The 20,517-nt window shown below is 70.3% G+C and carries 23 protein-coding genes; 15 read left to right on the top strand and 8 right to left on the bottom strand.

Annotated elements, in window-relative coordinates; genetic code table 11:
- Nucleotides 1–31: 31 nt before the first annotated feature.
- From nudE to ACFQ2D_RS15750, 5 genes are all read left to right on the top strand, one after another.
- A complete protein-coding gene (gene nudE, locus ACFQ2D_RS15770; protein WP_280942842.1) occupies nucleotides 32–586 on the top strand; it encodes an ADP compounds hydrolase NudE in 555 nt (184 codons plus the stop codon).
- Complete coding sequence (gene cysQ, locus ACFQ2D_RS15765) at nucleotides 579–1,394, top strand: 3'(2'),5'-bisphosphate nucleotidase CysQ (RefSeq protein ID WP_280942843.1); 816 nt, start codon at nucleotides 579–581, stop codon at nucleotides 1,392–1,394. Before nudE ends, cysQ begins: the two co-directional genes overlap by 8 nt.
- 91 nt (nucleotides 1,395–1,485) lie before the next feature.
- A complete protein-coding gene (gene mazG, locus ACFQ2D_RS15760) occupies nucleotides 1,486–2,265 on the top strand; it encodes a nucleoside triphosphate pyrophosphohydrolase (protein WP_280942918.1) in 780 nt (259 codons plus the stop codon).
- Nucleotides 2,266–2,324: 59 nt separating this feature from the next.
- On the top strand, nucleotides 2,325–2,648 hold the full coding sequence (locus ACFQ2D_RS15755) for a YnfA family protein (protein ID WP_280942844.1): 324 nt from the start codon (nucleotides 2,325–2,327) through the stop codon (nucleotides 2,646–2,648).
- A gap of 13 nt (nucleotides 2,649–2,661) precedes the next feature.
- A complete protein-coding gene (locus ACFQ2D_RS15750; RefSeq protein WP_280942845.1) occupies nucleotides 2,662–2,964 on the top strand; it encodes a DUF962 domain-containing protein in 303 nt (100 codons plus the stop codon).
- A gap of 628 nt (nucleotides 2,965–3,592) precedes the next feature.
- On the opposite strand, the gene ACFQ2D_RS15745 is transcribed toward ACFQ2D_RS15750, so the two are convergent.
- Complete coding sequence (locus ACFQ2D_RS15745; RefSeq protein ID WP_280942846.1) at nucleotides 3,593–3,934, bottom strand: DMT family protein; 342 nt, start codon at nucleotides 3,932–3,934, stop codon at nucleotides 3,593–3,595.
- Between the two features lie 108 nt (nucleotides 3,935–4,042).
- Here ACFQ2D_RS15745 and ACFQ2D_RS15740 point away from each other — a divergent pair, with 108 nt between their 5' ends.
- From ACFQ2D_RS15740 to ACFQ2D_RS15695, 10 genes are all read left to right on the top strand, one after another.
- Nucleotides 4,043–4,756 (top strand): response regulator transcription factor, encoded by a 714-nt coding sequence (locus ACFQ2D_RS15740; protein ID WP_280577302.1) that lies wholly within the window; start codon nucleotides 4,043–4,045, stop codon nucleotides 4,754–4,756.
- A gap of 17 nt (nucleotides 4,757–4,773) precedes the next feature.
- Nucleotides 4,774–6,060: a sensor histidine kinase gene (locus tag ACFQ2D_RS15735; RefSeq protein WP_280942847.1), complete on the top strand. Its 1,287-nt coding sequence runs from the start codon at nucleotides 4,774–4,776 to the stop codon at nucleotides 6,058–6,060.
- A 90-nt stretch (nucleotides 6,061–6,150) separates the two neighbouring features.
- Nucleotides 6,151–7,662, top strand: a complete 1,512-nt coding sequence (locus ACFQ2D_RS15730; RefSeq protein WP_280942848.1) for an efflux RND transporter periplasmic adaptor subunit — start codon at nucleotides 6,151–6,153, stop codon at nucleotides 7,660–7,662.
- Nucleotides 7,659–8,357 (top strand): ABC transporter ATP-binding protein, encoded by a 699-nt coding sequence (locus tag ACFQ2D_RS15725; protein WP_280942849.1) that lies wholly within the window; start codon nucleotides 7,659–7,661, stop codon nucleotides 8,355–8,357. The genes ACFQ2D_RS15730 and ACFQ2D_RS15725 overlap by 4 nt, the downstream gene beginning before the upstream one ends.
- Nucleotides 8,354–9,583: an ABC transporter permease gene (locus ACFQ2D_RS15720; protein WP_280942850.1), complete on the top strand. Its 1,230-nt coding sequence runs from the start codon at nucleotides 8,354–8,356 to the stop codon at nucleotides 9,581–9,583. The genes ACFQ2D_RS15725 and ACFQ2D_RS15720 overlap by 4 nt, the downstream gene beginning before the upstream one ends.
- Nucleotides 9,584–9,815: 232 nt before the next feature.
- On the top strand, nucleotides 9,816–10,196 hold the full coding sequence (locus tag ACFQ2D_RS15715; protein WP_280942851.1) for a diacylglycerol kinase: 381 nt from the start codon (nucleotides 9,816–9,818) through the stop codon (nucleotides 10,194–10,196).
- Nucleotides 10,197–10,216: 20 nt separating this feature from the next.
- Nucleotides 10,217–10,978, top strand: coding sequence for a TerC family protein (locus tag ACFQ2D_RS15710; RefSeq protein WP_280942852.1), 762 nt, complete (start codon nucleotides 10,217–10,219; stop codon nucleotides 10,976–10,978).
- Between the two features lie 80 nt (nucleotides 10,979–11,058).
- Nucleotides 11,059–11,934, top strand: a complete 876-nt coding sequence (gene lgt, locus ACFQ2D_RS15705; protein WP_280942853.1) for a prolipoprotein diacylglyceryl transferase — start codon at nucleotides 11,059–11,061, stop codon at nucleotides 11,932–11,934.
- The gene (locus ACFQ2D_RS15700; protein WP_280942854.1) at nucleotides 11,931–12,725 is read left to right on the top strand and encodes a thymidylate synthase; all 795 of its coding nucleotides are present in this window, start codon (nucleotides 11,931–11,933) and stop codon (nucleotides 12,723–12,725) included. Before lgt ends, ACFQ2D_RS15700 begins: the two co-directional genes overlap by 4 nt.
- Entirely contained in the window at nucleotides 12,722–13,279 is a 558-nt protein-coding gene (locus tag ACFQ2D_RS15695) for a dihydrofolate reductase (RefSeq protein WP_280942855.1), read from the top strand. The genes ACFQ2D_RS15700 and ACFQ2D_RS15695 overlap by 4 nt, the downstream gene beginning before the upstream one ends.
- A gap of 4 nt (nucleotides 13,280–13,283) precedes the next feature.
- On the opposite strand, the gene ACFQ2D_RS15690 is transcribed toward ACFQ2D_RS15695, so the two are convergent.
- From ACFQ2D_RS15690 to lptD, 7 genes are all read right to left on the bottom strand, one after another.
- Entirely contained in the window at nucleotides 13,284–14,129 is an 846-nt protein-coding gene (locus ACFQ2D_RS15690) for a symmetrical bis(5'-nucleosyl)-tetraphosphatase (RefSeq protein WP_280942856.1), read from the bottom strand.
- 6 nt (nucleotides 14,130–14,135) lie between these two features.
- The gene (gene apaG, locus ACFQ2D_RS15685) at nucleotides 14,136–14,519 is read right to left on the bottom strand and encodes a Co2+/Mg2+ efflux protein ApaG (protein ID WP_280942857.1); all 384 of its coding nucleotides are present in this window, start codon (nucleotides 14,517–14,519) and stop codon (nucleotides 14,136–14,138) included.
- Between the two features lie 35 nt (nucleotides 14,520–14,554).
- Nucleotides 14,555–15,358 (bottom strand): 16S rRNA (adenine(1518)-N(6)/adenine(1519)-N(6))-dimethyltransferase RsmA, encoded by an 804-nt coding sequence (gene rsmA / locus ACFQ2D_RS15680; RefSeq protein ID WP_280942858.1) that lies wholly within the window; start codon nucleotides 15,356–15,358, stop codon nucleotides 14,555–14,557.
- The gene (locus ACFQ2D_RS15675; RefSeq protein ID WP_280942859.1) at nucleotides 15,355–15,735 is read right to left on the bottom strand and encodes a tRNA-binding protein; all 381 of its coding nucleotides are present in this window, start codon (nucleotides 15,733–15,735) and stop codon (nucleotides 15,355–15,357) included. Before ACFQ2D_RS15675 ends, rsmA begins: the two co-directional genes overlap by 4 nt.
- Nucleotides 15,736–15,823: 88 nt before the next feature.
- Nucleotides 15,824–16,798 (bottom strand): 4-hydroxythreonine-4-phosphate dehydrogenase PdxA, encoded by a 975-nt coding sequence (gene pdxA, locus ACFQ2D_RS15670; RefSeq protein ID WP_280942860.1) that lies wholly within the window; start codon nucleotides 16,796–16,798, stop codon nucleotides 15,824–15,826.
- A 1-nt stretch (nucleotide 16,799) separates the two neighbouring features.
- Entirely contained in the window at nucleotides 16,800–18,116 is a 1,317-nt protein-coding gene (locus ACFQ2D_RS15665) for a peptidylprolyl isomerase (RefSeq protein ID WP_280942861.1), read from the bottom strand.
- A complete protein-coding gene (lptD, locus tag ACFQ2D_RS15660) occupies nucleotides 18,113–20,482 on the bottom strand; it encodes an LPS-assembly protein LptD (protein ID WP_280942862.1) in 2,370 nt (789 codons plus the stop codon). The genes ACFQ2D_RS15665 and lptD overlap by 4 nt, the downstream gene beginning before the upstream one ends.
- Nucleotides 20,483–20,517: the final 35 nt, after the last annotated feature.

The following is a 20,517-nucleotide window of genomic DNA, read 5'->3' as shown; positions in this document are numbered from 1 at the left end:
TTATCGCCCGTGGCCCGTCCGGGGCGGCGCCATGAGTCGCCGCCTGCCGACGATCCATGGCGTCACCGAGCACGACGCCGGCCCGTACCGGCTCGAGCGGCTGGACCTGGAGTTCAGCAACGGCGAGCGCCGCCAGTTCGAACGCCTGCGCGGCCGCGGCCACGGCGCGGTGGCGGTGGTGCCGCTGCTCGACGAGGACACCGTGCTGCTGGTACGCGAATACGCCGCCGGCCTGCACCGCTACGAGCTCGGCCTGGTCAAGGGACGTATCGACGCCGGCGAGACGCCGCTGCAGGCGGCCGACCGCGAGCTCAAGGAAGAAGCCGGTTACGGCGCGCGCCGGCTGGACGTGGTGCGCACGCTGACCCTTGCGCCGGTGTACATGAGCCACGAGACCACGGTGGTGCTGGCCCGCGACCTCTATCCGGAGCGGCTGCCGGGAGACGAGCCCGAAGAGCTCGAAGTGGTGCCCTGGCGCTTCGATGCGCTGGACGAACTGGCCCTGCGCGAGGACTTCTCCGAAGGCCGTTCGATCGCCGCGCTGGTCGCCGCGCGCGAATACCTGCGGCGCGAAACGAATGGCTGAGGCACGCGCACCGATCGCCGCCGACCTGCGCGAGGGCGTGATCGCCATCGCCGGGGCCGCATCCGAGGCGATCCTGCGGGTGTACGAGGCCGGTTTCGAGGTCGAGCACAAGGCCGACGCGAGCCCGCTCACCCAGGCCGACCTCGCCGCGCACCACTGCATCGTCGACCGCCTGGCCGCGCTCACCCCCGAGATCCCGGTGCTGTCCGAGGAATCGGCGGACCTGGTCGACACCGCCACCCGCCGCGGCTGGCGCCGGCTGTGGCTGGTCGATCCGCTCGACGGCACCCGCGAGTTCGTCAAGCGCAATGGCGAGTTCACCGTCAACATCGCGCTGATCGAGGACGGCGTGGCGACCTTCGGCGTGATCCAGGCGCCAGTCACCGGCACCCTCTGGCACGGCGCGCCGGGGCAGGGCGCGTGGCTGCGCGACGTGCGTGGCGAGCGGCCCCTGCGCACGCGCGCACCGGCGGCCTCGCCGCTGAGCGTGGCCGCCAGCCGCTCGCACCGCGACTCGCGCACCGAGGCGGTGATGGCGCGCATGGGCGAAGTGGAGCCGGTCGGGCTCGGGTCGTCGCTCAAGTTCTGCCGCATCGCCGAAGGCGGGATGGATGTGTACCCGCGCTTCGGCCCGACCAGCGAGTGGGACACGGCTGCCGGCCAGGCGATCCTGGAAGGCGCGGGCGGGCTGCTGCTCGATCCGCGGGGGCGCGCGTTCCGCTACAACCAGCGCGACACCCTGCTTAACGGCGAATTCATCGCGCTGGGCGATCCCGGCCTGCCCTGGCGCACATGGCTGGCGGACTGATGGTTGCGGCGGCGCGCGGCATCGGCGCGCACCGCGCCTGCGGGAGCCTGCAGTGAGCGGCGGCCGCGACGTGCGCGAACTGCTTGCGATCATGGCGCGCCTGCGCGATCCCGACGGCGGCTGTCCCTGGGACCTCGAGCAGGACTTCTCGACGATCGCGCCCTACACGATCGAGGAAGCCTACGAAGTCGCCGACGCGATCGACCGCGGCGACCTGCCCGCGCTCAAGGACGAACTGGGCGACCTGCTGCTGCAGGTCGTGTTCCATGCGCGGATGGCGCAGGAGCAGGGCGCGTTCGATTTCGGCGACGTGGTCGCGGCGATCTGCGACAAGATGGTGCGGCGCCACCCGCATGTGTTCGGCGACCGGCGCGTGCCTGATGCGCAGGCGCAGACCGCCAGCTGGGAAGCGATCAAGCGCGCCGAGCGGGAAGCCGCGGGCGATGCCGACACCTCGGCCCTGGCCGGCATCTCGCGCGGACTGCCGGAGTGGCAGCGCGCGGTGAAGCTGCAGGCGCGCGCGGCGCGGACCGGCTTCGACTGGCCGGGCCCGCAGCCGGTGATCGACAAGCTGCACGAGGAGATCGACGAGGTCCGCGCCGAGTTCGCCGCCGTGGCGGCGGCGCCGGATGATGCGCGGGCGCAGGCGCGGCTGCAGGAGGAGATCGGCGACCTGCTGTTCGTGGCCGCCAACCTGGCGCGGCATGCCAAAGTCGACGTGGGCGCCGCCTTGCGCGGGGCCAACCACAAGTTCGAGCGCCGCTTCCGGGCGATGGAGGCCCTCGCCGCGGCCGATGGCACGACGCTGGCCGGACTGCCGCTCGAGCGCCAGGAAGCCTACTGGAACCGGGTCAAGGCCGAAGGCGGCTGAGTCCCGGGCGATGGGGAGCAGCGGGCCAGCGCCCGCGCCGGAGGGGGACGCGCAACGCCATGAAAACCCTGCTGCTGTTCGTCGCCACCGCCATCGCCGAGATCGTCGGCTGCTATCTGCCCTGGCTGTGGCTGCGCAAGGGCGGCAACGCCTGGCTGCTGTTGCCGGCGGCCGCCAGCCTGGCACTGTTCGTGTGGCTGCTGAGCCTGCATCCCACCGCGTCCGGGCGCGTGTATGCGGCCTACGGCGGGGTCTACGTCAGCGTCGCACTGGCCTGGCTGTGGTGGGTGGACGCGGTGCGGCCGACCCGCTGGGACCTGCTCGGCGCCGCGTTGTGCCTGCTGGGCATGGCGGTCATCATGTTCTCGCCCAGGCCCGCCTGACCGGAGGACGCCCATGCGCCGCTTCGCCAGCTTCCGCGAGTTCTATCCGTTCTACCTGGACGAGCACGCCAACCGCACGTCGCGGCGGCTGCACTTCATCGGCAGCTGCGGCGCGCTGGCGCTGGTGGCCGTCGCGATCGCCACGCGCAATGCCTGGTGGCTGCTGGCTGCGCTGGTCTGCGGCTACGCCTTCGCCTGGGTAGGGCACTTCTTCTTCGAGAAGAACCGTCCGGCCACCTTCCGCCACCCGTTCTATTCCTTCGCCGGCGACTGGGTGATGTTCAAGGACATCCTGACCGGCAGGATCCGCTTCTGACGCCGCCACGCGAACCTGTTCGCATCGGCGACACCCTGGTGGATGCCTCCGGACGGGGCGGATGCAGGGGATGCATGCGCGCTGGATAGTCACCCCGAGTCGTACGGAACCAGCGCAGAGCGTGTCGATGCGCCCGATGGTGCCGATGGCCTATGTCGTGGCGTGATCCAGGACCCGATGCTGGTGGACGTGCAGGCGACGGTGTCGAACCTGGCCGATCCTCCCCAGGCCAGATAAAACACGTCGCGCTCGGGAATCTCACATTCTCCAGGCTGGACGCTGGGCCTGCCTGGAATCGGATCGGGATTCCAGGAGCCGCTGAAGCGCTGTCGGACTGCCAGCGGGCCTGCGGGCGGGTCAAACGCCGCCGCAGATGGATCGGGCAGTTCGACCTCGACACGATGCTCGACCGCCGCGCGGAATGGCGCACTGCCTGGGTGAAATCGAGGCGGCGCTGGCGAAGGCAGGGGTTTCACGAAACGGAGCAGGCCGCCATGGGGTCCACGACGCGGTCGGAGTCGATCCGCGCGGTCGCGGATCCGTTGCCGGCTGACGAGCTGCCGCGCAGCGGGTCGGCTGCGCGCGCCGACCGTCCTTCCGCCGCGCCCGATCCGGAGCGGGGTCGAGGCTAGTCCAGGAAGATCAGCCAGGCCGCCACCACGATCAGGCCGAAGCCGGCCCAGTGGTTCCACTTCAGCGGCTGGCCCAGGTACCAGGCCGAGAAGCCCGCGAACACCAGCAGGGTGATCACCTCCTGCATGCCCTTGAGCTGGGGTGCGGAATAGACGGCCGAACCGATGCGGTTGGCCGGCACCATCAGGCAGTACTCGAAGAAGGCGATGCCCCAGCTGACCAGGATCACCGGCAGCAGGGCCGAGGACTTGTACTTCAGGTGCCCGTACCAGGCGAACGTCATGAAGATGTTGGAGCCGAGCAGCAGCAGGATCGGGAGCACGCGGTCGACGGGCATGGGGGCGGGTCCGGGGTGGGCGCGGAAAAGATCCGCGATCTTCACGGTGCTTGTACAGTCCGGCTGGCACCTTTCACAAAGCTGAAGACCCCCTCTGAGGAAGCAAACATGCGTGCAGGGCAGGAAACCGGCGGTCTGGTCCTGATCGTCGAGGACAACCGCAACATTTCGGAAATGGTGGGCGAGTACCTGGAAGGCCGCGGTTTCGAGGTCGATTACGCCTCGGACGGCCTCGACGGCTACCGGCTGGCGGTGGAGAACAGCTACGACGTGATCGTGCTGGACCTGATGCTGCCCCGGCTGGACGGCGTGGAAGTGTGCAAGCGGCTGCGGGCCGAGGCGCGCAAGTCGACTCCGGTGCTGATGCTGACCGCGCGCGACACGCTGGACGAGAAGCTGACCGGCCTGTCGTCGGGCGCGGACGACTATCTCACCAAGCCGTTCGCCATCCAGGAACTGGAGGCCCGGCTGCGGGCGCTGATCCGGCGCGAGCGCCGCCAGGTCGGCTCGGAGGTACTCAAGGTGGCCGACCTGGTGCTCGACCCGGCCAGCATGCGCGCCACCCGCGGCGGAACCGAGCTGCAGCTCTCGCCGATCGGCATGAAGCTGCTGACCATCCTGATGCGCGAGTCGCCGCGGGTGGTCAACCGCCAGGAAATCGAGCGTGAGATCTGGGGCAACGGCCTGCCCGACTCCGACACCCTGCGCAGCCACCTGTACAACCTGCGCAAGATCATCGACAAGCCGTTCGACAAGCCGCTGCTGCACACCGTGCAGAGCGCGGGCTACCGTATCGCCGACATCGACCAGTCGCCCGCCTGATCCAGCGGAACCGTGCAATGCCGCAGGGGTTACCCCGCAAGATCCGCTATGCGTTCGTCACCCAGGGGCTGCTGCTGATCCTCGCGGTGGTGTTCGGGGTGAGCCTGCTCACCCTGCTCACCCGCGACGCGCTGATCAAGCAGCGCCTGACAGTCGAAGCACAGGCGTTCTGGGACCGTCGGGACGCCGGCACCGGCGAGTGGCTGCCCGAGACGGCCACCCTGCGAGGCTACTTCCGGCCGGCGGATGCGGGCGGCGCGGTGCCGCCCGACGTGGCTTCGCTCCCGCAGGGCGTCAACTTCGACTACCGCGGGCACAAGGCGGTGCTGGTGCAGCAGCGGCCGGCCGGCATGCTGTACCTGGTGCTGCATACCAGTGGCATCGACGGCCTGATGTGGACATCGGCCGGAGTGATGATCGTCCTCGGGTTGCTGGCCGCGATGGCGATCACCGGCATCACCTACCGGAAGTCGCGCCGCATGGTGCTGCCGGTCAACCGGCTGGCGGAGGAGGTCGAGCGCTGGGACCCTTCGCAGGGCGATCTCACCGCACCGCTGGTGCTGTCCGAGTTCGCCGACGAGCCCAGCCGCGAGGTGCAGGCGCTGTCGCATGCGCTGCAGGGCCTGGCCGGGCGCATCGGCGAGTTCGTGCAGCGCGAACGCGACTTCACCCGCGACGCCAGCCACGAACTGCGCACCCCGCTGACGGTGATCCGCGTGGCCAGCGACATGCTCCTGGCCGACCCGGCGCTGCCGGCGCACGGCCGGCGCCCGCTCGAACGCATCCAGCGCGCTTCGCGCGACATGGAGGCGGTGGTCGACGCGTTCCTGGTGCTGGCGCGCGAGAGCGGCGTGGCGCCGGTGAGCGAGCACGTCGACGTGGCCGAGGTCGTGCGCGAGGAAGTCGAGAAGGCGCGGCCGCTGCTGGCCGGCAAGCCGGTCGAGCTGCGGCTGGCGGTCGAGGCCGAACCCGCGCTGTTCGTGCCGCCCAGCGTGCTGGGCGTGGTGGTGCGCAACCTGCTGCAGAACGCCTGCCACTTCACCGAGCGCGGCAGCGTCGATGTGTCGGTCGGCCAGGACCGGGTGGTGGTGCGCGACAGCGGCATCGGCATGTCCGCCGACACCCTGCGCCATGTCTACGACCCGTTCTTCCGCGCCGACGCCTTCAGTCCGCTCGGCAAGGGCTTCGGGCTCACCATCGCCAACCGCCTGGTGCGCCGTTTCGGCTGGCAGCTGCAGCTCGAAAGCGTCGAGCACCAGGGCACGGTCGCCACCCTCCGCTTCACGCCGGCCTCCCCGGCCTGACCCGCATGCCGGGCCACGCGCATCGCCTGTCAACCGGGCGCGTGCCGGTGCGTTGGCCTGCCTGACGCAGAACTGTCTCTGGACCAAAGCATGAGCCGACCCCCAAGCCGCCGCCGGCGCTTGTCCCCCCGTTATCTCGTGGCCGCAGTCGTCGCCGTCGCGCTGGCTGCCGCTGCCTGGGTATGGTGGCGGGGCGCGGCCGAACGCGGCGACGAATCGCCATGGCGCACCGTCCAGGTCGAGCGTGGCGATATCCGCGTGGCGATCTCGGCCACCGGCACGCTCAGCGCGATCTCCACGGTCACCGTCGGCAGCCAGATCTCGGGGCAGGTCACCGAGGTGCTGGTCGATTTCAACAGTCAGGTCCGCCAGGGCGACGTGCTGGCGCGCATCGACCCGCGCACCTACGAGGCGCAGATCGAGCAGGGCGCCGCACAGATCGCCAGCGCCCGCGCCTCGCTGGCGCAGGCCCAGGCCACGCTGCGCAATGCCGAGCTGGACTACCGGCGCAAGGCCGACCTGGGCGGGCGCCAGCTGGTCTCCCGCGCCGATGTCGACCTCGCCCGCGCCGCACTCGACCAGGCGCGCGCCCAGGTCGCCGCGACCCAGGCCCAGATCCGCCAGCAGAACGCCTCCACCGAAACCGCCCGGGTCAACTTCGAACGCACCGTGATCACCTCGCCGGTCGACGGCGTGGTGCTCACCCGCACCATCGAACCAGGCCAGACCGTGGCGGCCAGCCTGCAGGCGCCGGAGCTGTTCACCATCGCCGAAGACCTGTCGAAGATGAAGATCGAGCTGGCGGTGGACGAGGCCGACATCGGCCAGGTCAAGCCGGGCCAGCCGGTGTCGTTCACCGCCGACGCGTTCCCGGACCGCCAGTTCCGCGGCGTGGTCGACCAGGTGCGCCTGGCCGCGACCACCACCAACAACGTGGTCACCTACCCGGTCGTGGTGAGCGTCGACAACTCGGACAACACCCTGCTGCCGGGCCTGACGGTCAATGCCGAGATCGAGGTCAGCAACCGCAGCGACGTGCTCAAGGTCAGCAACGCCGCGCTGCGCTACAAGCCGGTGGGCGATACCGCCGCGCCGCAGGCGGGCGGTGGCCGCGGCGGCGCCGCGATGCTGGGCGAACTGGAGCGCGTGGCGGGCGAACTCGACCTCGACCAGGCGCAGCGCGCCGCCTTCGACGCGGCGCTTGCCGCGCAGCGCCAGCGCGCGGAAGCCGCGCGCCAGTCGGGTGGCCAGCGTGGACCGGGCGGGGGCCAGGGTGGCCCGCCGCCGGGCATGATGATCCGGATGGGCCAGGGTGGCGGCGATGCCGGCATGCAGGCGCAGATGCGCCAGCGCATGCTCGAGCGCATGCAGGAGTCGTTCGCCGGCTTCACCCGCACGCTCAATCCCGAACAGCGCGCGCGCTGGGACGCGGCCCTGGTCTCGGCCCTGGGCGCCACGCGCGTCACCCTTTACAAGCTGGTCGACGGCGCGCCGCAGCCGGTGCAGGTGCGCGTGGGCGCCAGCGACGGCACCAGTACCGAGGTCCGCGGCGGCGTGGAGGCCGGCGACGTGATCATCACCGGCGAGCGCGCACGCCGATGAGCGGCGCCGACACGCCGGTGATCGAGACCCGCGCGCTGCGCAAGGTCTACGCCGAGGGCACCGAGGCCGAGGTGGTGGCCCTGCATGGCGTGGACCTGCGCATCGCGCGCGGCGAGTTCATCGCCATCATGGGGCCATCGGGATCGGGCAAGTCGACCCTGATGAACCTGATCGGGTGCCTGGACACGCCGACGTCCGGCCAGTACCTGTGCGACGGCATCGACGTCGCCACGCTGGACCGGGAGGAACTGGCGGCGCTGCGCCGCGACAAGATCGGCTTCGTGTTCCAGGGCTTCAACCTGCTGCCACGCATGTCGGCCGAGGACAACGTCGCCATGCCGCTGGGCTACGCCCAGGTGCCGCCGGCCGAACGCCGGCGCATGGCCCAGGAGGCGCTCGCGGCGGTGGGCCTCGGCGGTCGCACCCACCACCGGCCCAGCGAACTGTCGGGAGGCCAGCAGCAGCGCGTGGCGATCGCGCGGGCGCTGATCAACCGCCCGCCGATCCTGCTGGCCGACGAGCCCACCGGCGCGCTGGATTCGAAGACCGGCGAGGAGATCCTGGCCCTGTTCAAGCGGCTGCGCGACGAGGACCACACCGTGGTCCTGATCACGCACGATGCGGAGGTCGCGGCGCATGCCGACCGCACCTGCGTGATGCGCGACGGCGAGTTGCACGAGGAGGAACGCCCGTGAAGTTCAGCGACGTGTTGCGCACCGCGCTGTTCGCCCTGCGCGGCAACTGGATGCGTTCGGCGCTGACCTCGCTGGGCGTGATCATCGGCATCGCCTCGGTGATCGTGATGGTGTCGGTGGGGCAGGGCACGCAGGCCGAGATCGACAAGATGGTGGCCGGGCTGGGCTCGCAGCGGCTCGACATCTCGCCCAACGTCGCGCGCGCCAGCGGCGGCGTGCGCATGAGCGCCAGCAGCTTCTTCACCCTCAGCCAAGGCGACGTGGAGGCGATCCGCAGCGAGATTCCCGAGGTCCAGTACATCTCCGGATCGCTGCGCGGCAGCAGCCAGGTGGTTTACGCCGAGCGCAACTGGAACAGCAGCTGGCAGGGCGTGGATGCCGACTACCTGGTGATCAATGGCTGGGTGGTGCGCGAGGGCGCGGGCTTCGACGAGGCCGGCGACGACAAGTCGGTCCTGATCGGGGAGACCGTGCGCCGCGAGCTGTTCGGCGAGGACAGCGGTATCGGCGAGACCATCCGCATCGGCCGCGTGCCGCTGACCGTGGTCGGCACGTTGGCGCCCAAGGGCCAGAGCAGCTGGGGCCGAGACCAGGACGAGATCGTGATGGTGCCGCTGGAGACCGCGCGCCGCCGCCTGATGGGATCGATGGGCATGCCACCCGGCGCGGTGATGGAGATCTCGCTGGCGGTCGCCAACCCCGACGACCTGGGCTACGTGCAGGGCGAGATCGAATCGCTGCTGCGCCAGCGCCATCGCATTCCGCCCGGCGGCGAGGACGATTTCCGCGTGCGCAACATGTCCGAGATCGTGGCCACGCGCACCGCGACCACGCGGCTGATGTCCTGGCTGCTGGGTGCGGTGGCGACGATCTCGCTGATCGTCGGCGGCATCGGCATCATGAACATCATGCTGGTCTCGGTGACCGAGCGGATCCGCGAGATCGGCCTGCGCATGGCGGTCGGCGCCGGGCCGTCGGACATCCGCCGCCAGTTCCTGGCCGAGGCGATGCTGCTGTCGCTGGGCGGCGGCCTGCTGGGGATCCTGATCGGCGTGGCCGGAGCCCTGCTGGTCGGGCAGATCAACACCGAGTTGCCGGTGGAACTGAACGGCAAGGTGATCGCACTGGCTGCCGGCTTCTCGATCGCCACCGGCCTGTTCTTCGGCTACTACCCGGCGCGCAAGGCCAGCCAGCTCGATCCGATCGAAGCGTTGCGACAACAGTAGGCGGGGCGGCGGCAGGGCGCGTTCGGAACCCCCAGGCGTGGGCCGCCCGCCGTCACGGAACGGGACGCCGCAGGTCCCGGACGCCGGGATCACGGCTGTCTGTGGCAAAATCGGCGGGTTGCGGCTACGGCCGCGTCGCTGAACGCCGCATGCTGTCGACCCCGTCGCAGTTCCGCTCCGGCCCCGGCCGGGTCGGGGCACCCGCCCGCGGGCCGGGCCAGGGTGCCGCCTGATGGCCGACGAAACCGGGCACCTGCCGCGACGTCCCGCCCGGATCCTGAAGGCGACCGTATGGTCGCTGCAGGGCCTGCGGGCGGCCTGGCTGCACGAGTCCTCGTTCCGGCTCGAGGTGTACCTGCTGGTGGTGCTCGCGCCGCTGGCGCTGTGGCTGGGCCAGGATGGCGTGGAGCGGGCGCTGCTGCTGGGCAGCTGCCTGCTGGTGCTGGCGGTGGAGCTGCTGAATTCGGCGATCGAGGCGGTGATCGAGCGCTACGGCGCCGAGCATCACGAACTGGCGGGACGCGCCAAGGACATGGGGTCCGCGGCGGTGTTCGTCTGCATGGTCAATGTCGTGCTGGTGTGGGGCCTGGTGCTGGGCCCGCGCTGGTTCTGAAACTTTAGAGGAAGTGTTCGATGCTGGAGATGTTGAGCGATCCGCAGGTGTGGATCCTGCTGGCCACCCTGTCCACGATCGAGATCGTGCTGGGCATCGACAACCTGGTGTTCATCTCGATCGCGGTCAGCAAGCTGCCGCCGGAGCGGCGCGAGTTCGCGCGCAAGTTCGGCATCGCCGTGGCCTGCATCACCCGCATCGGCCTGCTGCTGACCCTGGCCTGGCTGGCCAGCCTGACCAGCGACCTGTTCACCGTGCTGGGCCACGGTATTTCGGTGCGCGACCTGGTGCTGATCCTGGGCGGACTGTTCCTGCTGGTGAAGGGCGGCATGGAGATCCGCGACCTGATCGTCGGCGAGCCCGAATCCGAGGACGTCGACGCCAAGCCCAAGGTGTCCTTCGCCGGCGTGATCGCGCAGATCGCGATCATCGACATCGTGTTCTCGCTCGACTCGGTGATCGCGGCGGTGGGCATGGCCGGGGACTACATCCCGGTGATGGTGGCGGCGATCCTGATCGCGGTGGCGGTGATGCTGCTGGCGGCGCGACCGCTGGGGCAGTTCATCGACAACAACCCGACGATCAAGATGCTGGCCCTGGCCTTCATCCTGCTGATCGGCGCCTACCTGATCGCCGAGGGCCTGGACGCGCACATTCCGCGCGGCTACATCTATGGCGCGATGGGCTTCTCTGCCCTGGTCGAGTGCCTGAACCTGTGGGTCAAGCGCAATGCGCGCCGTCGCGGGGAGAAGCCCACGACGGGCGTGGACGTGCCGCTCTGAACGATGCCGCGGCCGGCGCTGCCGCGGCGGCGCCCGCTCGGGCACAATGACGGCAGTCCGACCGGAGTGCCGTCCGTCCCATGATCCATCTCCACCAGATCGACCCGGTCGCCTTCGCGTTCGGGCCGGTGCGCGTGCACTGGTACGGGCTGATGTACGCGCTGGCCTTCGTTACCGCCTGGTGGCTGGGCAGCCGGCGCATCCGCGCAGGCCGCCTGCCGGTGGACGCCAATGCGTTCAGCGACCTGCTGTTCTACGGGATGATCGGCGTGGTGCTGGGCGGGCGGATCGGCTCGATCCTGTTCTACGACCTGGACGGCTACCTGGCCGAGCCGTTGCGCATGTTCAAGCTCTGGGAAGGCGGAATGAGCTTCCATGGCGGCCTGCTCGGCGTGCTGGCGGCGGCCTGGATCTGGTCGCGCAAGTACCGGCTGCACTTTTTCGACACGATGGATTTCGTGGCGCCGCTGGTGCCCGCCGGCCTCGGCTTCGGGCGGATCGGCAACTACATCGGCGCCGAGCTCTGGGGCAAGTACACCCAGGCCGGCTGGGGCGTGGTGTTCCCGACCGATCCGCGCTTCGCCGGCTGGAGCGCCGAGCAACTGCAGGCGCAGTTCGCCAGCGGTGCGCTCGATGCCTTCGCACGCCATCCCTCGCAGCTCTACCAGGCCTTCCTCGAGGGCGTGGCGATGTTCGTGGCGCTGTGGTGGTATTCGTCGCGGCCGAGGCCGAGATATGCCGTCAGCGGCCTGTTCGCGCTGCTGTACGGCGTGTTCCGGTTCGCGGTCGAGTTCGTGCGCGTGCCCGATGCCGACATCGGCTACATCGCGTTCGGCTGGCTGACCATGGGCCAGCTGCTGTCGCTGCCGCTGGTGCTGCTGGGCCTGTTCCTGCTGTGGAAATCGCATACCGCGCCCACGCTGCAGCCGGCCGTTCCGCTGGAGGCTGGCCGGTGAGGCAGTACCTCGACCTGCTGCGCCACGTGCTCGAACATGGCGCCGAAAAGTCCGACCGCACCGGCACCGGCACGCGCAGTGTGTTCGGCTGGCAGATGCGCTTCGACCTTGGCGAAGGTTTCCCGCTGGTCACCACCAAGAAGCTGCACCTGCGCTCGATCATCCACGAACTGCTGTGGTTCCTGAAGGGCGAGACCAACATCGCCTACCTCAAGGCCCATGGCGTCGGCATCTGGGACGAATGGGCCGACGCGTCGGGCGAACTCGGTCCGGTATACGGCCGCCAGTGGCGCGCCTGGCCGGACGGCAAGGGCGGGCACATCGACCAGATGCAGTGGCTGGTCGACGAGATCCGCCGCAACCCCGACTCGCGCCGGCTGGTGGTGAGCGCGTGGAACGTGGCCGAACTGCCGCAGATGGCGCTGATGCCCTGCCATTCGCTGTTCCAGTTCTACGTGGTCGACGGCAGGTTGAGCTGCCAGCTTTACCAGCGCAGCGGCGACATCTTCCTCGGCGTGCCGTTCAACATCGCCAGCTACGCGCTGCTGACCCACATGGTGGCGCAGGCCACGGGACTGGGGGTCGGCGATTTCGTGCACACGCTCGGCGATGCCCACCTGTACTCGAACCACTTCGAGCAGGCGCGGCAGCAGCTGGCGCGCGAGCCGCGGCCGCTGCCGAGGCTGCGGCTCAACCCCGAGGTCACCGACCTGTTCGCCTTCGGCTACGACGACATCGCGATCGAAGGCTACGACCCGCATCCGGCCATCAAGGCGCCGGTGGCGGTGTGAGCGCGGCGCAGGCGGGCGTCCACGCGGGGCCGCGCGTCGTCCTGGTCGTGGCGCTCGATCGGGCGTACGCGATCGGCAAGGGCAATGCGCTGCCCTGGCACCTGCCCGACGATCTCAAGCGCTTCAAGTCGCTCACCCTCGGCAAGCCGATCCTGATGGGGCGCCGCACCGCCGAATCGCTGGGGCGTGCCCTGCCGGGGCGACTGAACATGGTGCTGACGCGACAGGGGCGGGTGCCGTACGACGGCATGCGGGCGGTGCCGTCGCTGGACGAGGCCTTGCGGCAGGCCGCCGCCCAGGGGGCGCAGGAGCTGTGCGTGATCGGCGGTGGCGAGGTGTATGCCCTCGCGCTGCCGCGGGCCGTCCGGCTGCATGTCACGCATGTCGACACGGCAGTGGCGGGTGCCGACGCCTGGTTCCCGCGATTCGACCCCGCGCACTGGCAGCCGATCGCGCGCGAGCGGCATGAGGCCGACGCGCGACACGCATTCGCATTCGAATTCGTCGACTACCAGCGGGTCGGCCCGGCCGGTCCGCTCGTGTCCGCCGCCTGAAGCGTCAGTCGCCGTGGCGGGCGTTCGCCGGTGCGTCGCGGCCCGGCACCTGCACGATGTTCAGTCCTTCCGCATCGAGCTGCAGCGCGGTGAGCGTGCCGCCCCAGACCGCGCCGGTGTCGAGCGCGTGCACGCCGTGGCCGATGAACAGGCCCAGCGCCGACCAGTGTCCGCAGACGATCCTGAGGTCGCGCTCGACCCGCCCGGGCACTTCGTACCATGGGTACAGGCCAGGCTGCTGCGTGCCCGGCGCGCCCTTCTCCTCGAACGCGATGCGCCCTCGCGGCGAGCAGTAGCGCATGCGCGTGAACACGTTGATGATCGCGCGGTCTCGGTCGGTGCCGCGCAGGCGCGGCGACCAGACCGGCTGGTCGCCATACATGTTGCGCAGCATCTTGCGCGCCTCGGGCCCGCGCAGCTTGCGTTCGACTTCGCGGGCGTGCTGCTCGGCGATCGCGGTGGTCCACTTGGGGGCGAGCCCCGCATGCACCATCAGCCAGCCCAGGTCGCGGTCGACGTGGACCAGCGGCTGCTGGCGCAACCAGTCGAGCAGGACGTCGCGGTCGTCGGCGAACAGCACCGACTGCAGGTCCGGCTTGACCTTGCGCTGCTCGGGCCGGCTGCGCTCGGCGATGGCCAGCAGCGACAGGTCGTGGTTGCCGAGCACGCTGACCACGTTCTCGCGCAGCGAGTGCACCAGCCGCAGCGTCTGCAGCGACTCGCCGCCGCGGTTGACCAGGTCGCCGCAGAACCACAGCCGGTCGCGGGCCGGGTCGAAGCGGATCTTCTCCAGCAGGCGCTGGGTCGGGCCATAGCAGCCCTGCAGGTCTCCGATCGCCCAGACGGCCATGCGCGCTCAGTGCAGCGTGCGCGGCACGGCCAGGGTGAAGGGCGGGATCGGCGCGTCGAAGCGGGTGCCGTCGTCGCCGACCATGTCGTAGCTGCCTTCCATGGTGCCGACCGCGGTGGGCAGGGTGGCGCCGGAGGTATAGACGAACTGCTCGCCGGGCTCCAGCCGCGGCTGCTCGCCCACCACGCCGTCGCCGCGGACTTCCTCGGTGCGGCCGTTGGCGTCGGTGATGATCCAGTGGCGGGCCACCAGCTGCGCCGGCAGCCGGCCGAGGTTGCGGATCCGGATCGTGTAGGCGAAGACGTAGCGGTCGTCCTCGGGCTCCGATTCCTCGTCGAGGAACTGGGTCGCGATCTGGATCTCCAGGCTGTAGTCGGCGTTGCGGCTCATGTGTCCAGTGTATGCGCTTGCCGTGAACGGTTCGACTACGTCTCCGCCCGGGCGGCGGCTCCGGCGTGGTTTGCCAGGCGCACGAAATCGGCCACGGCCAGCTGCTCGGCCCGCGCCTGCGGGTCGATCCCGGCGCCGCGGATGCTCGCCTCGTCGCACTGCGCGGACAGGGCATTGCGCAGGGTCTTGCGACGCTGGCCGAAGGCGTCGCGGACGATGGCCGCGAAGCGCGACGGATCGTCGATACCGATCGTGCCAGGCGGCCTCGGCACCAGCCGCACGACGGCCGAATCCACCTTCGGCGGCGGGCGGAACGCGCCCGGACCGACCGTGAACAGCGCCGTCACCTTGCACCAGGCCTGGAGCATGACGCTCAGTCGGCCGTAAACCTTGCTGCCGGGAGCGGCCGCCATGCGGTCGACCACCTCCTTCTGCAGCATGAAGTGCATGTCGCGGATGGCCGCGGCGTGCTCCAGGGCATGGAACAGGATCGGCGAAGACAGGTTGTAGGGCAGGTTGCCGACCAGGCGGATCGGGCTGCCTCCGGCCAGTGCGGTGAAGTCCACGTCCAGGACGTTGGCGTGCACCAGGTCCAGTGCGCCGTGGGCGCGTGCGGCTTCGGCCAGCGGGGCGAGCAGGTCGCGGTCGAATTCGATCGCGGTCAGGCTGCCGTGGCGCTGCAGCAGTGGGAAGGTCATCGCCCCCTGGCCGGGCCCGATCTCGACCAGGCGGTCGCCCGGTTTAGGGTCCACCGCCAGGATGATCTTGTCGACCACGCCGCGCTCGTGCAGGAAGTGCTGGCCGAGCGACTTCTTGGCCGGTTGGCTGAAGCCGCTCACAGGAGGCGCGTCCCGAGCGGGACATCGCGATCGGGCACGCACAGCGCGACCCGCCCTTCGGCGTCGTGAAAACCGGTGACCAGGCATTGCGACATCAGCGGCCCGACCTGTTTGGGCGGGAAGTTGACCACGCCGACCACCAGGCGCCCGACCAGCGCATCCGCCTCGTACAGGGCGGTGATCTGCGCGCTGGACTTGCGCACGCCGATGTCCGGGCCGAAATCCACCTCGAGCACATAGGCCGGCTTGCGCGCTTCCGGGAACGCGCGGGCCGAGAGCACGCGACCGACGCGCAGCTCGACCTTGAGGAAGTCGTTCCAGTCGATGTCCTGCGTGGCGGGACGGGGAATGGTGGCGTCTTGTGCTGTCGGGGGCATGGCGGGAAATCCTGCGGCGGACCCGGTCCGCGGCGTCGCTGCAAAGGGTAGACGATGGGGCGGCGGAAACAGGGCGCCGCGCGGAAACTCAGCCTGCCTCGCGCCTTGCCAGTCGCGCGCAGGTCTCGATGGCGGCGAAAAGACTGGTCGGATCGGCGCGGCCGGTGCCGGCCAGGTCGAAGGCCGTTCCGTGATCGACGGCCACGCGTGGCCATGGCAGTCCCAGGGTCAGGTTCACCGCGCGCTGGAAGCCGCTGTACTTGAGCACGGGCAGTCCCTGGTCGTGGTACATCGCCAGCACGGCGTCCACTTCGCGCAGGCGGGCGGGGAGGAACGCGGTGTCGGCGGGCAGCGGCCCCTGCAGTGCCATGCCCTCGGCCTGCAGGCGCGCCAGCAGCGGGGCGATCACCTCGATCTCCTCGCGGCCAAGGTGTCCGGATTCGCCCGCGTGCGGATTCAGGCCGAGCACGGCGATGCGCGGCGCGGCGATGCCGAAGTCGCGGTGCATGGCGCGGTGCAGGATGCGCAGCACCCGTTCCAGCGCAGACGGCGTGATCGCGCCGGGCACGTCGCGCAGGGGCAGGTGGGTGGTGGCCAGGGCGACCCGGACCACGTCGTTGGCGAGCATCATCACCACGTCGCAACCAGCCTGGGTGGCCAGCAGCTCGGTGGTGCCGGTGTACGGGATCCCGCCGAGGTTGATCGTGGCCTTGTGCACGGGACCGGTGACCATCCCTGCGCACGCGCCCCGGGCGCAGGCGTCGGCGGCTGCGGTCAGGGCGGCGACCACCGCGCCGGCGTTGCCGGCCGCGGGCTGCCCGGGCTGGCAGCGCACCGGGGCCGGTACGGGCCGCAGGCGCAGCTCGCCAGGGCCGGCGGAGTCCGCGTCGGGCGGGAGCAGGGTCAGCGGCAGGCCGAGTCGGCCCGCCGCGTCGAGCAGCGATGCCGGATCGCCGAAAGCCACCAGGTCCGCGTCCCAGGAGCGCTGGGCCGCGCGCGCGCACAGCTCCGGTCCAACGCCGGCCGGCTCGCCCGGCACCAGCGCCAGCCGCGGCGGCGGCATCTCAGCCGCCGTCGCCGGCGGCCTGCTCGTTGCCGACGCGGAGGTCGACGTAGGCTTCGCCGCGCATTTCGCGCACGTAGCGGTCCCACTCGTCTTCCAGCTTGCGCTGGCCGATGGCTTCGCGGACCTGGGCGCGGCGGTTCTCGTCGCCGGCGCTGGTCTGGCGGGTGGCGACGCGCTGGACGATGTGCCAGCCGGCCTGGGTCTTGAAGGGCGCGGACACCTGGCCGTCCTCCAGCACCGAGACCTGGCCGCCGAACTCGGGGCCGAACTCGTCCTGGGTGAACCATCCGAGGTCGCCGCCCTCGGCCTTGCTGACGGTGTCGTCGGAATGCTCGCGGGCGACTTCCTGGAAGTCGGCGCCGCCGGCGATGCGCGCGCGCAGGGTGTCGATCCGGGCCTTGGCCTCGCCGTCGCCGCCCGGGCCCTCGGCCGGACGCACCAGGATGTGGCGCGCGCTGTACTGGGTCACGGTGCCGCCGGCACCGGCCGGCGCGCCTTCGCGCGTGTCCACCAGCTGCAGCAGCTGGAAGCCGCTGGGGCCGCGGATCGGGCCGATCACGTCGCCGGGCGACATGGTGCGGATCGCGTTGGCGAACGCCACCGGGATCTCGTCCAGGCTGCGCCAGCCTAGGCTTCCGCCCTCGAGCGCGTTCGGGCTGTCCGAATAGCGCACGGCCGCGGCGCCGAACTCCATCTCGCCACGGTCGAGCAGGCTCTTGATGCCGTCGATCTTCTGCTGGCCGGTCGCGATCTGTTCCGGGGTCGCGCCTTCGGGGAGGGCGACCAGGATGTGGGCCAGCTGGTACTGGGCGCCGCCGGCCTGCGCCGACATGGCGGCGTCGACCTCCGCATCGCTGACGCTGATGCGGCTCTGGGCGAAGCGCTGGCGCAGGCGCTGGATCAGCATCTCGTCGCGCAGCGAGCTGCGGAAGTCGTCGAACGACATGCCGTCCCGCGCCAGCTGCTGGCGCAGCTGGTCGGGGGACAGGTTGTTCTGCTGGGCGATGTTGCCGATCGCCATGTCGAGCTCGGGGTCGCTCACGCGTACGCCGGTCTCCGCCGCGCGCGCGGTCTGCAGCTTGACCAGCACCAGGCGCTCGAGCACCTGGCGTTCGAGCACCGCGCGCGGCGGCAGCTGGTTCTGGCGGCCCGCATACTGCGCGACGATGTTGCGGACGGCGCGGTCGAGTTCGCTCTGCAGGATGACGTCCTCGTCGACCACGGCGGCGATGCGCTCGAGCGGCTCGACGGACTGCGCGTGGAGGGTGCCCGCCAACAGCAGGGCGACGCACACGGATGCGATGCGGATCTTCATGGGGAGAGTTCTGCGGGATACTCGTCGTCGTCCAGGCCGCTGCGCAGCTCCGACGGCGGGACGAGGTAGAGGTCGTCGCGGTGATAGCCGAGGATAGCACGGCGCAGCCGGCCCCGATTGTCCGGTCCGGCCGAGCCCAGGCCCTTGAGTTCGATCTCGAGCTGGATCGAATCGTTCATCTCGCCGCGGGTGTTGCGCACGTAGCGCCGGCCCACCAGGCGCGCGGCGATGCAGCAGCTTTCCCACTGCACGCCGGCGATGCCTTCGAGCACCTGGCGGTCCTGCAGCGAGTAGTAGTAGCGGCCGACCAGGCTCCAGGCGGGGGTGATCGGGTACAGGAACGACAGGTCCACCTGCTCGAGCAGGTCGGTCTGGCGCAGCACGTTGCGCCGGTAGCGATAGGAGAGGTTGACGATGCCGTCGTCGCCGATCAGGTAGCGCGTCCGGAACGTCGCCAGGTCCTCGCGGCGGGTGGCCGGATTCCACTGGTAGGAAGCGCCCACCGTCCAGCGGTCGTTGATGGCGTAGTTGGCGTCCGCGACCCAGGACGAGCTGCCCTTCTCGACCGGCACCTCGCTGCCAAGGGTGACCCTGGCGTCTTCGAAGTAGCGGATCTGGCCGATGCTGGCCGACAGCTTCTCGCGCCCGTCGGACTCGCGGATCAGGCGGGTGGTGAGGGCCATGGTCAGCTGGTTGGCGTCGCCCTGGCGGTCGGCACCCGAATAGCGGTTGTCGCGGAACAGCTGGCCCCAGCTGAAGGTCATCGGCCGGGTATCGAACAGCGGCATGTCGTCCTGGTCGCGGTAGGGCGAGTTCAGGTAGAACAGGCGCGGCTCGAGCGTGTGCAGGAAGCTCTCTCCGCGGAAACGCGTGTCGCGGTCGAAGAACAGCCCGGCATCGACGCTGCCGATCGGCTGGCTGCGCGACGGCGACCGCTCGGCGTACTCGTCGTCGAGCTGGTAGCCGGTGTAGCGCCAGGCCAGGGTGGGGGTCACGTACCAGCTGGGACCCTCAAGCGGCAGGCTCACGAACGGTTTGAGGTCGAGGCGGCTGCCGCCGGGCTTGGCCTCGCCGTCGATGTGCGTGAACCGCACCGCCTCGGCGTCGGTACCTGCGACGAATCGCCCGAAGGGCTGTTCCCAGCGCAGGTAGGTGCGGGGCAGCCGGTTGTAGGGCAGGCGCGACTCGTCGATCGTGTAGTCGGTGAGGTGTCGGTACTCGCCCAGAACCGCGGCGTTCCAGTAGCGGCCGCGTCCGTAGATGCCGGCGGTACTGCGCAGGGAGGAGATCGCCATGCCCTCGGCGGTGCTGCTGTCGTCCTCGATCCAGCGCGGATCGCTGAGCCAGTAGATGTTGGCCCTCGCCTGCCAGGTCCGGTTGACGTTTTGCGAGCCGGTGTACCGGAACATGCCGCGATCCTCTTCGCGGTAGTTCTCGGGCGGGATCCGCGAATCGGCGATCTCTTCCGGACGCTCGCGCCAGGTGAGGTCGTCCGAGGGCAGCGCCTGCAGCTCGAACGTGCCGCGGCCGCGATCGGTCAGGTAGCGGAACTCCGTGCCCAGCTGCAGCCCGCGCTTGCTCATCCAGCGCGGGGTGAGGGTGAGGTCGTAGTTGGGCGCGAGGTTGAAGTACACCGGCTGGCGCCAGTCGAAACCGTTGCGGCTGGACAGCCCGATGCTCGGGTAGAGCAGGCCGGTGCGGCGGCGGTCGTCGATCGGAAACGCCAGCCAGGGCACGTACAGCACCGGCACCTTGCCGATGCGCAGCGTCGCGTTGCGCGCCACGCCCGTGCCTTCCTCGGTGTCGACGTCGATGCGCTGCGCACGCAGTTCCCACCAGCGCTGGCTGGGCGGGCAGCTGGAATAGGTGGACTCGAACATCCGGCCCTTCGACTCCTGCATCTCGATGCGCTCGGCGCCGCCGTTGCCGCGCCGCTCGGTGAGCTGGTAGCGCACGTTGTCGATGCGGTGCGAATCGGTGTTCTGGTCGCCCTCCAGCCGCTCGGCCACCACCCGCATGCCCGAGTCCTGGTAGCGCACGTTGCCGGTGGCGGTGTAGGTGCCGGTGTCCTGGGCGAACTCGATGTTGTCGGTGCCGAGGAACTGGTCGCCGCGGCGCAGGGTCACGTTGCCGGTGACGTTGTAGATGCCGCCGTCCATGCCCATGGTCTGGTCGCCCTGGATGTCGGTCGGCAGGTTCTCGCGGTCGGCGACGTTGCCCACCGGTGGCTGGGCATCGGGGAACAGCGGAACCGCGTCCTCGATCGGGCACATCGACCAGTCGACCGGGATGTCGTCGTCCGCGCGGGCCGCCAGCGACAGGGCGATGCAGAGCGGCAGGGGCAGCAGGCGGAACGCAGGTCGCACGCGACGGGATCCCGGGGGCGGAAAGGTCGCTAGCT

The organism is Luteimonas composti, assembly GCF_042678665.1.
Classification (GTDB): domain Bacteria; phylum Pseudomonadota; class Gammaproteobacteria; order Xanthomonadales; family Xanthomonadaceae; genus Luteimonas; species Luteimonas composti.
This window is presented reverse-complemented; position numbering and strand designations above follow the sequence as displayed.

Coding starts and splice junctions, on each gene's coding strand:
- ACFQ2D_RS15735 (WP_280942847.1), top strand. CDS start 4,774: ATGCCGCAGGGGTTACCCCGCAAGATCCGCTATGCGTTCGTCACCCAG.
- ACFQ2D_RS15740 (WP_280577302.1), top strand. CDS start 4,043: ATGCGTGCAGGGCAGGAAACCGGCGGTCTGGTCCTGATCGTCGAGGAC.
- ACFQ2D_RS15715 (WP_280942851.1), top strand. CDS start 9,816: ATGGCCGACGAAACCGGGCACCTGCCGCGACGTCCCGCCCGGATCCTG.
- ACFQ2D_RS15690 (WP_280942856.1), bottom strand. CDS start 14,129: ATGGCCGTCTGGGCGATCGGAGACCTGCAGGGCTGCTATGGCCCGACC.
- ACFQ2D_RS15755 (WP_280942844.1), top strand. CDS start 2,325: ATGAAAACCCTGCTGCTGTTCGTCGCCACCGCCATCGCCGAGATCGTC.
- ACFQ2D_RS15730 (WP_280942848.1), top strand. CDS start 6,151: ATGAGCCGACCCCCAAGCCGCCGCCGGCGCTTGTCCCCCCGTTATCTC.
- ACFQ2D_RS15675 (WP_280942859.1), bottom strand. CDS start 15,735: ATGCCCCCGACAGCACAAGACGCCACCATTCCCCGTCCCGCCACGCAG.
- cysQ (WP_280942843.1), top strand. CDS start 579: ATGGCTGAGGCACGCGCACCGATCGCCGCCGACCTGCGCGAGGGCGTG.
- apaG (WP_280942857.1), bottom strand. CDS start 14,519: ATGAGCCGCAACGCCGACTACAGCCTGGAGATCCAGATCGCGACCCAG.
- ACFQ2D_RS15710 (WP_280942852.1), top strand. CDS start 10,217: ATGCTGGAGATGTTGAGCGATCCGCAGGTGTGGATCCTGCTGGCCACC.
- ACFQ2D_RS15725 (WP_280942849.1), top strand. CDS start 7,659: ATGAGCGGCGCCGACACGCCGGTGATCGAGACCCGCGCGCTGCGCAAG.
- nudE (WP_280942842.1), top strand. CDS start 32: ATGAGTCGCCGCCTGCCGACGATCCATGGCGTCACCGAGCACGACGCC.
- ACFQ2D_RS15665 (WP_280942861.1), bottom strand. CDS start 18,116: ATGAAGATCCGCATCGCATCCGTGTGCGTCGCCCTGCTGTTGGCGGGC.
- lgt (WP_280942853.1), top strand. CDS start 11,059: ATGATCCATCTCCACCAGATCGACCCGGTCGCCTTCGCGTTCGGGCCG.
- ACFQ2D_RS15745 (WP_280942846.1), bottom strand. CDS start 3,934: ATGCCCGTCGACCGCGTGCTCCCGATCCTGCTGCTGCTCGGCTCCAAC.
- pdxA (WP_280942860.1), bottom strand. CDS start 16,798: ATGCCGCCGCCGCGGCTGGCGCTGGTGCCGGGCGAGCCGGCCGGCGTT.
- ACFQ2D_RS15750 (WP_280942845.1), top strand. CDS start 2,662: ATGCGCCGCTTCGCCAGCTTCCGCGAGTTCTATCCGTTCTACCTGGAC.
- mazG (WP_280942918.1), top strand. CDS start 1,486: ATGGCGCGCCTGCGCGATCCCGACGGCGGCTGTCCCTGGGACCTCGAG.